Here is a 13,507-nt window from a genome sequence, read left to right as displayed (position 1 = left end):
ACCCGAAGGGCGGCGTACATGGATGTACGCCGTCCGCGGCAGGGGCAGGATGCCCCTTCCGCGGATCCCCGTGATGGACGCGGACCCGGAGCGCGCAGCGCGGAGGGCGCGAGGCAGGGCGCGCTTTCTTTTGGTTACCTTTTCTTTGCGCGAGCAAAGAAAAGTAACTCGCCCGCAAGGGCGAAAGCTTTGCTTCTGCTGTTGTCGTTGATGTGGTTGCTTCGTTTGGAAGCTTGAAAGCAACAGCAAAGGCTTTCGCCTTGCGGCGAGTCACTTTTCTTTGCTTGTGCAAAGAAAAGTAACCAAAAGAAAGCACACCCCGCAGCGCGCCTTCCGCGCTTCGCGCTCCAGGTTCGCAGCCACGACGGGGATTCGCGGAAGGGGCATCCTGCCCCTGCCGCGAACGGCGCACGTCCCTGTGCGCCGCCCTTCGGGTTTTTCCCCGCCGTGGCTGCCGCGCCGAGGGGACCCCGGTAAATCAACAGCCAAAGCAATAGCAACAGCCAGAGCAACAGCCAGAGCAACAGCAAGAGCAAGAGCAATAGCAATAGCAATAGCAATAGCAATAGCAATAGCAAGAGCAAGAGCAAGAGCAAGAGCAAGAGCGAAGCGACGGCACGTCGACGTCCGCTGCGGATACGGCATCACCCGCTGCAACCCAACAGCCACTCCACTCTGCGCTGCTACTACTGTGCGCGATGGCAAAAAAGTTCAGGCACAAAAAACCCGGCCGAAGCCGGGGTTTTCTGTGCTGCCTAAGTGCAGGCGACTCAGCGACCGCCGCGCCACTCCGGGACCGGCATCGCATCCACCGGCACCGTCGGATTGGTCTCTTCCTCGCGCAGATAGGCCGGCAGATCGTCGTCCTGACGCTTGTGCCCGCGCATGTCGCTCTCGATCTGATAGTTGCGGCGCTGCAGCCACGCATCGCGGGTCAACTGGTACTCGTCCGGCGCCTGGTCGCGCAGACTGTCCAGCGACAGCAACTGCGCGCGCGTGTCGACCAACTGCAGGCCCTGCAGACCGATGCGCACCCGGTCTTCCTCGATCTGCTGCAGCGGCGACAGCGGCGCGTCGCCAACCAGGCCGAACGCATCGCGCACCGTGCGCGGGCCGAACAACGGCAGTTCCAGGTAGCGCGAGCGGCGCCAGCCCCACACACCCAGGGTCTGGCCGAAGTCCTCGCTGCGCCGCGGCAGGTTGGCGTCGGTGGCCGGGTCGAAGATGCCGCCGATGCCCAGCGTGCTGTTGATCAGGAACCGGCTCAGCGTCTGTCCCGCCTGCAGCGGCCGACCCTGCAGCAACTGGTTGACCATGGTCAGCGGCGAGCTGAGGTTGTCGAAGAAGTTGGTCACGCCCAACCGCACCGGCCGCGGCACCACGTTGACGTAGGCGCGTGCCAGCGGCCGCGCCACGCCACGGTCGACCACGTTGTTGAAGGCGTGCACCTTGCGGTTGAACTTCTCCCACGGATCGTAGCTCTGCGGTGCAGGTACGCCCTCTGGCAGGGTCGGATCGGCGACTGGGTTGTACGGGTCGCCGCCGTACAGCGCGGCGTAGTCGTCCTCGGCCGAGGTCGGCGTGCCGTTGGCCGACGCGGCGCCCGGGGCAGCACTCGCCGGCGGCATCGCCGCAGGCGCGCTTGCCGATGCCGGCGCGGCGCCGGTGTCCATGCCGGTGGCGCTGTCCGCGGTCGCCTGTGTGGCGTGCGTATCGGGAGCCGCGGCGCTGTCGCCGGCGGCAGGCGCGGTCTGTGCCACCGGCGGCGGTGGCGGTGGCGGTGTGCGCTTGGGCGCGCCAGCGCAGGCGCCCAGGGCGGCGGCCAGGGTCAGGGAGGTGAGGATACGCAGCACGTTCATGTGTCAGCTCGCCGCAGGGGGAGAGTGGAAGTCCAGGGTCGAGGCCAGCCGGTAGGCGGCGCTCAGGTCGGTCAGGCCGGCCGGGGCGCCATGGATGGCGACCTCGGCCTGGCCCTGGGCGCGCAGGCGCGCGGCAAGTTCGGCGAGCAGCGCCAGGCCGGCGCTGTCCACCCGCGAGACGCCCTGCAGGTCCAGCGCGCGTGCGCCCGGCAGCGCGCGCAGCGCTGCCGGCCACAGCGCGGTGGCCGCGGCACGGTCGAGCACGCCGCTCAGCGCGAGCGTGTCGCCGTCGCGGCGCAGCTGCGGCGCATCACTTGCCACTGTTGCCCGCCGGTGCCGCCTGCAGCGTGCCGTTGCGCAGCTCGGCCGCAACCTCGGGGATCGACTTGTTGCGAAGCGGGGTGTCGAACTGGTTGCGGAAGGTCTGCACGTAGGACACGCCCTCGACCATCACGTCGAAGATCTTCCAGCCCGCGCCGGTGTTGCGCAGCAGGTAGTCCACCGGCACCGGGTCGCCGCCGCTGCGCAGCAGTTCGGTGGAGACCTTGACGCCGCGGCCGCCGGGCAGCGGGGTTTCCGACTTCACCCGCACCTGCGGCTTGCCTTCGAAGGTCAGCAGCGAGGTGCCGTAGCGCTGCATCAGGTTGTCGGCCATCGCGTCGCCGAACAGCTTGACGTCGGCGTCGGAGGCGCCGCGGCCATGCACGCCCAGCACCAGGCGGGCGGCGTAGTCGCGGTCGAAGGACTTGTTCATCTCGCTGTCGATGAACTGGCGCAGCGCGGTCGGGTTGCTCTTGAACTCGCCGCGGCGCTGTTCCAGCGTGGTCAGGATGCGCGTGCTGTTCTCCAGCACCACCTTGCTGGCCGAACCGGCCTGGGTGGCGGCGGCCGGCGCGGCGGCCTGGGCCAGGGCGGCGGAGGGCGCGGCCACGGCCAGCGCGGCGGCGAGAGCGGCGGAAAGCAGTTTGATCGTCATGGCTTGGGTTCCGTTGCGGGCGTGGTGGGGTCGGCCGAGGGTGCGGCAGCGGGTGTTGCGTTCTTGTCGCCGCCGGCGCTGCCGCCGCCGAACATGTACTTGCCGACCAGCTGGATCAGGTCCACCGCCGGCTGGGTGAAGGCGATTTCCTGGCCGGGCTTGAGCGTGTCGGGGTCGCCGCCGGGCTGCAGGCCGACATAGCTCTCGCCCAGCAGGCCACTGGTCAGGATCGCCGCCGAAGTGTCGGCCGGCAGGTCCTTGTACTTGTCGTCGATGGACAGGGTCACCACCGAGTCGAACTTGGTCGGGTCCAGGTCGATCTTGGCGACCTGGCCGATGATGACGCCGCCGATCTTCACCGGCGCCTGCGCACGCAGCTGGCCGATCTGCGAGAAGCGCGCGACCAGATCGTAGCGGTGGCCGCCGAAGCCCCACTGGCGGTTGGTGGAAGCCAGCGCCAGCACCAGCAGCGAGGCCAGGCCCAGCAGCAGGAAGGCGCCGACGGCGAACTCGAGACGGGGACCACGGAGAGCCATAACGTGTCTACCTTGTTGATTCAGCGTGGCCGCGGCGCCAGTGCCGCGACCGGGATGTTGCCGCGGAGCCTGCCGTCGCCGGCCGGTCCCGCGTTGGCGCCGCTCAGCGGAACAGCAGCGCCGACATGACGAAGTTGAACATCAGCACCAGCAGCGAGGCGTTGACCACGGCGCGGGTGGTGGCCACCGAAGTGCCCTCGATGGTCGGCTCGGCATGGAAGCCGACATAGGCCGCCACCAGCGCCGCCGTGCCGCCGAACACCGCCGACTTCAGCATCGCCACGCCGAAGTCGTCCCAGAAATCCACGCTGCTCGACAGCGCCGACCAGAACGTGCCGCGGTCAAGGCCGAGCGCCGCCACCGCCTCGAAATAGCTGGCGCTGATCGCCAGCGAGCAGAAGATGCCGGTCAGCAGCGGCACGGTCAGCACCGCCGCCCAGAAGCGCGGCGCCACCGCCTTGGCCACCGGGTCGATCGCCATCAGCTCCAGCGCCTTGATCTGGTCGGTCGCACGCATCAGGCCGAGCTCGGCGGCGATGGAACTGCCGGCGCGGCCGATGAACAGCAGCGCGGTCAGCACCGGCGCCAGCTCGCGGTACAGCGACAGGCCGAGCAGCGTGGACAGCGCATCGGAGGCGCCATAGGTCTGCAGCGTGCGGTAGCCCTGCAGGGTCAGCACCAGGCCGACGAAGGCGCCGCCCACGGCGATGATCGGCAGCGAACGCGCGCCGACCTTGTAGATCTCGCGGATCAGCTCGGCCAGCAGGTCCCGGGTCGGCAGCGAGCCGCGCAGCACGGTCAGGAAGAACAGCCCGGCACGGCCCAGGGAACGGATCGGGGCAACGATGGCCATCAGGCGGCGCTCCGCGCGCGCTGCGGCGCATCGAACGGGATCGGGCCGTCGGGACGGCCGTGCAGGAACTGCTGCAGCAACGGATCGCTGCTGGCCTGCAGGTCCTGCGGGGTGCCGGCGAAGACCACGCCGCCGTTGGCGATGGCCACGGCCTGGTCGCAGATCGGCAGGGTCTCGTGGACGTGGTGGCTGACGATGATGCTGGTCAGGCCCAGGGTGTGGTTGAGGCGCTGGATCAGGCTCATGATCACGCCGGAGGCGATCGGGTCCAGCCCGGTCAGGGGTTCGTCGTAGATCATCAGCGGCGGGTCCAGGGCCAGTGCCCGCGCCAGCGCCACGCGCCGCGCCATGCCGCCGGACAGCTCGCGCGGCCAGGCGTCGGCAGCGGCCAGCAGGCCCACCGCGTGCAGCTTCAATGCGACCAGCCGCTGCAGCACCGGTTCGGGCAGGCGGGTGTGGGCGCGCAATGGCAGCGCCACGTTCTCGGCCACGCTCAGGTCGGTCAGCAGGCCGTTGCCCTGCAGCAGCACGCCGATGCTCTTGCGCGTCTCGCGCAGCGCACGGCTGCCGCGCGGCAGCGGCTTGCCGAACACCTGCAGCGTCCCCGCGGCCGGCTCCAGTTCGCCGGTCAGCGCCGCCAGCAGCGTGGACTTGCCGCTGCCGGAGGGGCCGAGCACCGCGGTGATGCTGCCGCGCGGCACGCTCAGCGAGACGTCGCGCAGGATCGCCCGGCCGCCGCGGTCGATGCGCACGCCCGACAACTGCACCAGATTGGATTCGGAAGACGCCATCGCGACCTTTAACGAAAATACAACATAGGATCGATCCGTTCGGCTGAACTTAACCGAACTGGCCCGTGCAGTATTGTGGCACCGCGCGGGCCGGTGTGCGCGCCCGCTTCACCCCGTTCATGCAACAGCGTGTCATGCGGCCGCGCATTGGTCGTCGGCGACGCCGCATCGACTCGGGATGGCCGCCACCGCGCCAGCGCCTCGCAGCTGCACTTGAGGGGTGGACAAAAGGCGGTGTGGACAAATGCCCGCACAGCGCTTGTGCGCGTCGCGACGGCACGCGACGATGCCGGCATGGCGACCGTGCCGAACCACACCTGGAGTCAAGGATGGAGCTGTTGAGCTTGGAACACTTCGCTGGAAGCGTGAACGAGACGTTCTCGGCGCAGTTGAACGAAGGCGAGGTCGCATTCGTGCTGGTCGAGGCGCGGCCGCTGCCGACGCCGCCCGCGGCGCGGCGCGCCCCGTTCTCGCTGCTGTTCCGCAACGGCTCGGCTTTTCTGTTTCCGCAGCAGACCTACCAGATGCGCCATCCGCGCCTGGGCGAGATCGGCATCTTCCTGGTGCCGGTCGCGCGCGAACGCGACGGCTTCCTGTATCAGGCGGTGTTCAACTGACGCGCGCGTCCGGCTTCGTGCCGGCGCCATCCCAGCGCATGGCCAGATGGGTCTGGCCGGCCTCGCCGGCGACGAAGCCCAGCCGCGCGTAAAGCCGCTGCGCTGCGGGATTGGCATGCAGCACATGCAGTGTCAGTGCGCGCCCATCCGCATGCGCGAGCGCCTGTGCCTGTCCGATCAGCGCACCGCCGATGCCGTGGCCGCGACAGTCCGGCAGCAGGCTGATATCGACCAGGACGTGCGGATCCGCGCTGCGGTCCAGATACAGCCGCCCAAGGCGTGCGTGCGCGTCTTCCACGATCAGGAAGTCCGCGCCGGGAAAGTGCTGCAGATAGTGCGCATGCTGCAAGGCGAACTGCTGGTCGAGAAAGGCGCGCTTGGTTTGTTCCGGCCACGGCACCGCGGCCAGTTCGTCGCGCCGCGTGCTGGCGTACAGGTCGCGCAGCCAGTCCAGGTCCGTGGCCTGTGCTGCGCGCAGGACGATGCCGCGCGCCCACAATGCCGGCGGCGCGGCGAGCCCGGCGTCCCGTTGCGGAAAGCCGGGCGACGCGGCGATCGACATCATGTCCTCAGTTGAAGGCCGGATAGTTGCCCTGCAACGCGATGCAGAAGTTCACCGCCAGATACGGCTGTCGGTTCTCGTGCGCCTGACCGATGCCGGTGGGCATCAACATGGTCGGGGAGAACTGCGTGTTCGGCGCGACGGCCAGGAAAGGGCGCTCGTTGGTGAGGTTCAGCGACGAGAGTGCGGCGCCGCTGACCGGCATACCGGTCTTCTTGGTCGGATCCGGCTGCGAAAACGCGTTGACGCCATGTTGGTGCATCGGGATCTGCGTGCTCTGCAGGCTCACCGACGCCGAGCCGAAGTTGCTGCCCAGCGTGTGCGGCGTCAGGCCCGGCCCCGCGCCCTGCTGGCAACCGGCGCGCGTCACGAAATTCGGCAGTTGGAACGTGGTGGTGCCATTGCCGCCGTAGGCCACGCCGAGCAGGGAGTACAGCACGGTGTTCTGCGTGACCGGCAGGGTGGCGCCGTTGCACAACGCCCAGCCGTACGGGTTGTAGTCGAAGCCGAACAGCTGGATTTCGCCGATATAGGGTTCGGTCATGAGCGGAGTCCTCCGATGAAGCGGATGCATGCCGCAGCCATGTCGGCGCGGCGCAGGGGGTCAGGCCTGTTGCGGGAAGATGCCGGTGGTGGCGATGCAGTACTGCACCGTCAGCGTCGGCATGACGTTGTCGTGCGGCTGGTTGCCGCCGGCGAACGAGGTGCTTTGCGGGGACATCGCGACCATGGTGGCGCCGGTGGTGTCGCTGGCATAGAACACGCTGCCGTTGACCGCGCCCGGCAGCAGCCCGGCCGGCGCCGACGCGGTCGCTGCGGCGGTGGTGGCCTGGGCGGTATGCGTGTGCGCCGGCATCTGCAGCTCCGTCAATGTCACCGTCTCGGTACCTGCACGCTGGGCGAGCGGATAGTTGCTCAGGCCCGGTCCCTGGCCCTGGTGGATCGGCAGGCGACCGCGCAGATCCGGCACGGCGAAGGTGCTGGTGCCATTGCCGCCGTAGGCGGTGCCGAGCAGCACATACAACGGTTCGTATTCGGAGATCTGCAGCAGCGAGCCGTCGCACGCCTGCCAGCCCTGGGGTGTACGGCCGAAGCCGAACATGCGGATTTCGCCGATGAAAGGAGTACCCATGAGATGCTTCCTGGTCGATGAGGCGCCACGCGCGCCGCCGCACGCGGTGAGCTTGGGTGCGGATGCGCCTAGCTGCGCGAAGGGAAGATGCCGGACAGCGCGATGCAGAAATTTATCGTGGTGTACGGCTGCACGTTCGGATGCGCCTGGCCGCCGCCGCTGTTGGCGATGGTGGACTGCGACAACGGCACCGTCGTGCCCGGCGCGGCATACAGCGCGTGCGCTGTTCCCGGACCGGGACTGACGATGTTGTTCGCGAACAAGCGACTGGCGGGCGTGCGGTTGTCGCCGTTGACGCTACTGCAATCCAGCAGATGGAGATGCTGGGGCAGGTTGTCGCCAACCAGCGTCACCGTCTCCGCGCCAGCGGCCTGGCCCATCGGCACCGCAGGCGGCTGCCACGCCGGATCGGCCGACGGCCCATAACCCACCGGCGTGCGCCCGCGCATGTCCGGCAAGCCGAAGGTGGTCTTGCCATCGCCGCCGAAGCGGGTGCTGAGCAGACTGAACAGGGCCTGGTTCTGATTGATCGGCAGCAATTGCCCATTGCACTGCGCAAAATATTTTGGCGCAAACGCGAAACCGGTCAGCATGATCTGACCGATGAAGAACTCGCTCATGCGGATCTCCCCCCGGAGTGGATGACGCCAGACCTCGTGTCTGGCGCCAGACTACTTAATCACGACTTCGGCGACTTGCAAGCGACGATTTCGCTGAACCAGACAGACGTGACGCATTTGTTGCTTTACGCGGCGTCGGATTTGTTGTTCCAATAGTTGCGCGACGCGCATGGCCGATGCTTGCAGAGCCGATGTTCCGCGAAGTCCGAGGCACCAGGATGGCTGCCAGCGCCCATGGGGTGGCGCGTTTTGGGGGAATCGAAATATGTCTACGAAATCCACCGCTTCGCGCGGCGTGCGACTGACGTTGCGTTGGCTGATGGCGCTCCTGCTGCTGGCTACATCGCAGGTCTGTCTGGCTGCCGGGCCCTACTGCACGACACCGCAGACCGCGACCGTGAACCAGGGCCAATCGGTGACGTTCGACGTCAGCAATTGCGACGGCCCGAACAACTTCGGTATGAGTGATGGCGCGCAACCGTCGCACGGCAACTACGTGCTTACCGGCCAGCTCGACGCCGCCGGCACGGAGCGAGTGACCTACAACAACAACGGGGACGGTGCGACCTCGGACTCGTTCTACCTGCTGGACGAAGACAACAACCAGATCGTCTTCAACATCACCATCAACCCCTCGCGCAGCGCCAGCATCACGGTCTCCCCGTCCAGCGCCAACGAGGACAGCGGCACGCCCTTCGTCTACACGGTGACGTTGAGCTCGACCAACAGTTCGGCGACCACGGTGAACCTGACCCGCAGCGGCACGGCCACCAGCGGGACCGACTACACCGGTGCGGTCAGCAGCATCGTGGTGCCGGCCAACGCGACGTCCGCCAGCTTCAGCGTCACCCCGGTCGCCGATACCACGGTGGAGCCGGACGAGACGGTGATCTTCCAGGTGGCCAACGGTACCGGCTACTCGATCGGCAACCCCTCCAGCGCCACCGCCACCATCGTCAATGACGACTATCCTTCGGCAAGCATCGCGGTGTCGCCGGCCAGCGTCGCCGAAGATGGCAGCGCCAACCTTGTCTACACCGTCACCCTGAGCCAGGCGTCGCCGTCGGCGCTCTCGATCGGCTTCAGCGTGGGCGGCACCGCGACGTCCGGTACCGATTACGCCGCGGTCAACTCGCCGCTGGTGATTGCGGCCGGGCAGACCAGCGGCACGATCACCGTCGATCCCACCCCCGACACCACGGTGGAGCCGGACGAGACCGTGGTGATCAGCCTCAATGCGGGCAGCGGTTACACCGTCGGCTCGCCGTCCAGCGCCACCGGCACCATCCTCAACGACGACCAGCCGGCGCTGTCGGTCAACGACGTGTCGCAGAACGAGGGCAATTCCGGCAACACCGCGTTCACCTTCACCGTCTCGCTCAGCCAGCCGGCCGGCAGTGGCGGGGTCAGCTTCGACATCGCCACCGCCAACGGCACCGCGACCGCGGGCACCGACTACATCTCCTCCAGCGTGAACGGGCTGACCATTCCGGCCGGCAGCAGCAGTGCCACCTTCACCGTGCAGGTGATCGGCGACACGCTCAACGAACCCGACGAAACCTTCTTCGTCAACGTCAGCAACGTCAGCGGCGCCACCGTCGCCGACGGACAGGGCCAGGGCACCATCGTCAACGACGATGCGCAGCCGTCGCTCTCGATCGGCGATGTCAGCGTCATCGAAGGCAACAGCGGCACCACCACGGCGACGTTCACGGTTACCCTCAGCGCCGCCAGCGGCCAAACCGTCATGGTCAACTACGGGACCGCCGACGGCACCGCCACTGCCGGCAGCGACTATGTCGCCAGCTCGGGTCCGCTGGCCTTCGCGCCCGGCACCACCGTGCAGAGCATCGCAGTGACGATCATCGGCGACACCACCGTCGAGCCGGACGAGACGTTCACGGTGACCCTGTCCGCTGCCAGCAACGCCACCATCGCCCGCGCCACCGCCACCGGCACGATCCTCAACGACGATGCGGTGGTGACGATCTCGCCGACGTCGCTACCGGCGGCCACCGCCGGCACCAGCTACAGCCAGACCTTGACGGCCAGTGGTGGGACGGCGCCATATGGCTTCGCGATCACCACCGGCACATTGCCGGTGGGCATGCTGCTGAGTTCCGCCGGCGTGCTGACCGGCACGCCCAGCGGCAGCGGCAGCTTCAATTTCACCGTGTCCGCGACCGACAGCGGCGCGTCGCCCATCAGTGGTAGCCGTGCCTATACGTTGACGGTGGCTGCGCCAACCGTGACGCTGCCGGCGACGACCCTGCCCAACGGCACCGCCGGCCAGGCCTACAGCGCGGCGATCACCCAGGCCAGCGGCGGCATCGCGCCGTACACCTATGCCGTCACGGCCGGCGCCTTGCCGGCAGGCGTGACCGTCAACAGTGCGACCGGTGCGCTCAGCGGCACGCCCACCGTGACCGGCAATTTCAGCTTCACCCTGGTCGCGACCGACAGTACCTCCGGAACGCCGGGCCAGGCGTCGCGCAGCTATACGCTGGCGATCGTGGCGCCGACCTTGACCGTCGCCCCGTCCACCCTGCCGTCCGGGACCGCGGGCACCGCCTACAGCCAGACGTTGAGCACCAGCGGCGGGACGGCGCCCTACACCTACGCGCTCAGCTCCGGTGCCTTGCCTGCGGGCCTGAGCCTGAGCAGTGCCGGTGTCCTATCCGGCACCCCGACCGTGGCCGGCAGTTTCACCTTCGTCGTCGGCGTCACCGATGCCGGCAGTTTCGGCGGCTCGCACGCCTACACCCTGTCCATCGCCTCGCCGACCCTGGCCATCACCCCGCCGACGTTGCCGGCAGCGGCGATCAACGCCAGCTACAGCCAGGCGCTGAGCACCAGCGGCGGCACCGCACCGTACAGCTATGTGCTCAATGCCGGCGCCTTGCCGAGCGGGATGAGCCTGAGCGCGGGCGGCGTGCTGTCCGGTACGCCGACCACGGCCGGCAACTTCGCGTTCACCGTGGGCGTTACCGACGCCAACGCCTTCACTGCGGCGCAGGCGTTCACCCTGACGGTGGCCTCTCCGACGCTGACGCTGTCGCCGCCGGCGCTGCCGGCCGGCACCGCGGGCAGCGCCTACAGTCAGGCGCTCAGCGCCACCGGCGGTACCGCGCCCTACAGTTACAGCCTCGCTACCGGCGCGTTGCCGGCCGGGCTGAGCCTGAGCGCGGCCGGCGTGCTGTCCGGTACCCCGACCCAGGCGGGCAGTTTCGTCTTCACCGCCACCGTCACCGACAGCACCGCCGGCGTCCCCGGCCAGGCCAGCCGCAGCTACACGCTGAGCATCGCGGCGCCGACCCTGACTCCGGGGCAGCCGACCTTGCCTGCCGGCACCGCGGGCACCGCGTACAACCAGACCCTGAGCACCAGCGGCGGCACCGCACCGTACAGCTACAGCGTGGTCAGCGGCGCGCTGCCGACCGGGCTGAGCCTGACCCCGGCGGGCGTGCTGTCCGGCACGCCGAGCGCGGCCGGCAGCTTCGCCTTCAGCATCAAGGTGAGCGACGCCAACGGCTTCTCGGCCACGCAGGCCTACACCCTGACCATCGCCTCGGCGGTGCCGGCACCGGTGGCGGCGAACGACACCGGCGCCACCCTCGTGGATACCGCGCTGACCCTGGCGGTCACCGGCAACGACACCGGCAGTATCGACAGCATCGCCATCGCCACCGCGCCCAGCCACGGCACCGCGACCGTCGATGGCGTGCGCCTGGTGTACACGCCGGCGCCGGGCTACGTGGGCGTGGACAGCGTGCACTACACCGCCATCGGCGCCGGCGGCAGTTCGGCCCCGGCCGTGGTCACCATCACCGTCAACGCCCGCCCCATCGCGGTGTCGGTGACGGTGCCGGCGGTGACCGGGCAGACGCAGACCCTGGACGTCACCCGCGACGCCACCGGCGGTCCGTTCGTGGCGGCCGCCGTGGTCGCGGTGCTGCCGGCCAACGCCGGTACCGCGACGATCACCCGCGCGGCCGCCAGGGCCGCCGGCGTGCCGACCGCGGCCGCGGACGACGGCCCGGGCTTCATACTGACCTTCGTGCCGAACCCGGCCTTCTCCGGCAACGCCACGGTGCGCTTCACCCTGTCTAATGCATACGCAACCTCGGCCGCGGCGGACATCGTGTTCGTGATCGCGCCGCGCCGGGATCCGACCCAGGATGCGCAGGTGCGTGGTCTGATCGACGCGCAGGCCGAGTCGACCCGGCGCTTCGCCAAGGCGCAGATCGACAACTTCCAGCGCCGCCTGGAGGCGACCCACCGGGGTGCGCGCGGCTTCGACAACGGCGTGAGCTTCCAGGCCAGCTCGCAGTGCCGCCAGCGCGACCGCACGCTGCAGAGCGATCGCAACCTGGACGCGCAAGCGTGCGACCCGGCCAACCGCGACCTGCGCGACGGCGCCATGGACGGCGGCGCCGACACCGCGTCGGCGGCACCACGCGATGCCACTGCGGCAGGCGATCTGGGCCTGTGGGTGGGTGGTGCGATCCGCTCCGGCAGCCTGGACAGGCAGTCGCAGCGCGCCGGCGTGGATTTCCAGACCGATGGCCTGAGCCTGGGCGCCGATTACCGCGTCTCCTCGTCCTTCGCATTGGGCGCGGGCGTGGGCTTCGGCCGCGACGACAGCGATGTCGGCCGCGACGGCAGCCGCAGCAAGTCGACCGCGTACACGCTGGCGCTGTATGCCAGCTATCACCCGGGCCAGACGCTGTTCTTCGACACCCTGGTCGGCTACCAGTTGCTGTCCTACGACCTGCGCCGCTACGTCACCGACAACGGCGCCCTGGCCGAAGGCGACCGCAGCGGCCACCAGTGGATCGCGTCGCTGTCGGCCGGTGCCGATCTGCAGCGCGGCGATTGGCAGATCACCCCGTACGCGCGGGTGGATGCCGCGCGCGCCACGCTGGACGCCTACAGCGAAGCGGCGATGGCGCCGTATGCGCTGCGCTACGAGGACATGGACGTGGCCACCACCACCGGCAACCTCGGCCTGCGCCTGGAATGGCGCCGGCAGATGACCTGGGGACGGCTGACGCCGCAGTTCCGGCTCGAGTACCAGCACGACTTCCAGGGCCGCGGCGACGCCACGCTGGGCTATGCCGACATCGTCGGCGGCACCCTGTACCGCACCGGGCAGAGCGTGTACGACCGCAACCGGCTGATGCTGGGCGTGGGCGTGGTGTTCAGCACCGACCAGGGCCTGTCCACGCGCGTGGAGTACCGCGGCGTGACCGACGGCGACAGCGGCAGCGACCAGACCTGGATGTTCAACGTCGAGAAGAAGTACTGACGCTTTGAGCCCCTCTCCCCCCCGGGAGAGGGGTTGGGGAGAGGGTCCGGCGCGCAGCGACGCGCGATGTTTGGGTGCACGAGGCTGCGCCCGTACCCTCATCCGGCCCTTCGGGCCACCTTCTCCCGAGGGGAGAAGGGAGCGGCTAGCCCCTCTCCCCCGGGAGAGGGGTTGGGGTGAGGGTCCGCGCGCAGGGACCCGCGATGTTTGGGCACGCGAGGCTGGCGCCCGTACCCTCATCCGGCCCTTCGGG

At 68.9% G+C, this 13,507-nt stretch carries 13 protein-coding genes; 2 read left to right on the top strand and 11 right to left on the bottom strand.

The window, feature by feature from the left end:
* Positions 1-134: 134 nt before the first annotated feature.
* The 7 genes from ACHWVH_RS12735 to ACHWVH_RS12705 form a co-directional block, all read right to left on the bottom strand.
* Positions 135-590 (bottom strand): hypothetical protein, encoded by a 456-nt coding sequence (locus ACHWVH_RS12735; RefSeq protein ID WP_394687299.1) that lies wholly within the window; start codon positions 588-590, stop codon positions 135-137.
* A 180-nt stretch (positions 591-770) separates the two neighbouring features.
* A complete protein-coding gene (locus ACHWVH_RS12730; RefSeq protein WP_295965904.1) occupies positions 771-1,859 on the bottom strand; it encodes a VacJ family lipoprotein in 1,089 nt (362 codons plus the stop codon).
* A gap of 3 nt (positions 1,860-1,862) precedes the next feature.
* A complete protein-coding gene (locus ACHWVH_RS12725) occupies positions 1,863-2,180 on the bottom strand; it encodes a lipid asymmetry maintenance protein MlaB (RefSeq protein WP_267084930.1) in 318 nt (105 codons plus the stop codon).
* Complete coding sequence (locus ACHWVH_RS12720) at positions 2,170-2,835, bottom strand: phospholipid-binding protein MlaC (RefSeq protein WP_152237766.1); 666 nt, start codon at positions 2,833-2,835, stop codon at positions 2,170-2,172. The genes ACHWVH_RS12725 and ACHWVH_RS12720 overlap by 11 nt, the downstream gene beginning before the upstream one ends.
* Positions 2,832-3,371: an outer membrane lipid asymmetry maintenance protein MlaD gene (mlaD, locus tag ACHWVH_RS12715; RefSeq protein ID WP_017909944.1), complete on the bottom strand. Its 540-nt coding sequence runs from the start codon at positions 3,369-3,371 to the stop codon at positions 2,832-2,834. The genes ACHWVH_RS12720 and mlaD overlap by 4 nt, the downstream gene beginning before the upstream one ends.
* Positions 3,372-3,474: 103 nt before the next feature.
* A complete protein-coding gene (locus ACHWVH_RS12710) occupies positions 3,475-4,224 on the bottom strand; it encodes an MlaE family lipid ABC transporter permease subunit (protein ID WP_017909945.1) in 750 nt (249 codons plus the stop codon).
* Entirely contained in the window at positions 4,224-5,015 is a 792-nt protein-coding gene (locus tag ACHWVH_RS12705) for an ABC transporter ATP-binding protein (RefSeq protein ID WP_152237765.1), read from the bottom strand. The genes ACHWVH_RS12710 and ACHWVH_RS12705 overlap by 1 nt, the downstream gene beginning before the upstream one ends.
* A 329-nt stretch (positions 5,016-5,344) precedes the next feature.
* Between ACHWVH_RS12705 and ACHWVH_RS12700 the strand changes: the two genes are divergently transcribed.
* A complete protein-coding gene (locus tag ACHWVH_RS12700) occupies positions 5,345-5,632 on the top strand; it encodes a DUF6916 family protein (RefSeq protein ID WP_017909947.1) in 288 nt (95 codons plus the stop codon).
* Here the strand turns inward: ACHWVH_RS12700 and ACHWVH_RS12695 are convergent.
* From ACHWVH_RS12695 to ACHWVH_RS12680, 4 genes are all read right to left on the bottom strand, one after another.
* Positions 5,625-6,194: a GNAT family N-acetyltransferase gene (locus tag ACHWVH_RS12695; protein ID WP_394687298.1), complete on the bottom strand. Its 570-nt coding sequence runs from the start codon at positions 6,192-6,194 to the stop codon at positions 5,625-5,627. The genes ACHWVH_RS12700 and ACHWVH_RS12695 overlap by 8 nt on opposite strands.
* Positions 6,195-6,201: 7 nt before the next feature.
* Entirely contained in the window at positions 6,202-6,738 is a 537-nt protein-coding gene (locus ACHWVH_RS12690; RefSeq protein ID WP_394687297.1) for a phage tail protein, read from the bottom strand.
* Positions 6,739-6,798: 60 nt separating this feature from the next.
* Positions 6,799-7,326 carry a phage tail protein gene (locus tag ACHWVH_RS12685; RefSeq protein WP_295926505.1) on the bottom strand — a complete coding sequence of 176 codons (528 nt, stop codon included), beginning with the start codon at positions 7,324-7,326 and terminating at the stop codon, positions 6,799-6,801.
* A gap of 68 nt (positions 7,327-7,394) precedes the next feature.
* Positions 7,395-7,946 carry a phage tail protein gene (locus ACHWVH_RS12680; protein WP_295926502.1) on the bottom strand — a complete coding sequence of 184 codons (552 nt, stop codon included), beginning with the start codon at positions 7,944-7,946 and terminating at the stop codon, positions 7,395-7,397.
* A gap of 301 nt (positions 7,947-8,247) precedes the next feature.
* Between ACHWVH_RS12680 and ACHWVH_RS12675 the strand changes: the two genes are divergently transcribed.
* A complete protein-coding gene (locus ACHWVH_RS12675) occupies positions 8,248-13,254 on the top strand; it encodes a putative Ig domain-containing protein (RefSeq protein ID WP_394687302.1) in 5,007 nt (1,668 codons plus the stop codon).
* The last annotated feature ends 253 nt before the right edge of the window (positions 13,255-13,507 follow it).

The organism is uncultured Xanthomonas sp., from assembly GCF_964278005.1.
Taxonomy (GTDB): domain Bacteria; phylum Pseudomonadota; class Gammaproteobacteria; order Xanthomonadales; family Xanthomonadaceae; genus Xanthomonas_A; species Xanthomonas_A sontii.
The sequence above is the reverse complement of the archived record's forward strand: the minus strand, read 5'-3'. Positions and strand labels throughout refer to the sequence as shown.

Bases quoted from the DNA above. Each gene is read 5' to 3' on its own strand.
- ACHWVH_RS12730 (WP_295965904.1), bottom strand. From the start codon at position 1,859: ATGAACGTGCTGCGTATCCTCACCTCCCTGACCCTGGCCGCCGCCCTG.
- ACHWVH_RS12720 (WP_152237766.1), bottom strand. From the start codon at position 2,835: ATGACGATCAAACTGCTTTCCGCCGCTCTCGCCGCCGCGCTGGCCGTG.
- mlaD (WP_017909944.1), bottom strand. From the start codon at position 3,371: ATGGCTCTCCGTGGTCCCCGTCTCGAGTTCGCCGTCGGCGCCTTCCTG.
- ACHWVH_RS12710 (WP_017909945.1), bottom strand. From the start codon at position 4,224: ATGGCCATCGTTGCCCCGATCCGTTCCCTGGGCCGTGCCGGGCTGTTC.
- ACHWVH_RS12705 (WP_152237765.1), bottom strand. From the start codon at position 5,015: ATGGCGTCTTCCGAATCCAATCTGGTGCAGTTGTCGGGCGTGCGCATC.
- ACHWVH_RS12700 (WP_017909947.1), top strand. From the start codon at position 5,345: ATGGAGCTGTTGAGCTTGGAACACTTCGCTGGAAGCGTGAACGAGACG.
- ACHWVH_RS12695 (WP_394687298.1), bottom strand. From the start codon at position 6,194: ATGTCGATCGCCGCGTCGCCCGGCTTTCCGCAACGGGACGCCGGGCTC.
- ACHWVH_RS12690 (WP_394687297.1), bottom strand. From the start codon at position 6,738: ATGACCGAACCCTATATCGGCGAAATCCAGCTGTTCGGCTTCGACTAC.
- ACHWVH_RS12685 (WP_295926505.1), bottom strand. From the start codon at position 7,326: ATGGGTACTCCTTTCATCGGCGAAATCCGCATGTTCGGCTTCGGCCGT.
- ACHWVH_RS12680 (WP_295926502.1), bottom strand. From the start codon at position 7,946: ATGAGCGAGTTCTTCATCGGTCAGATCATGCTGACCGGTTTCGCGTTT.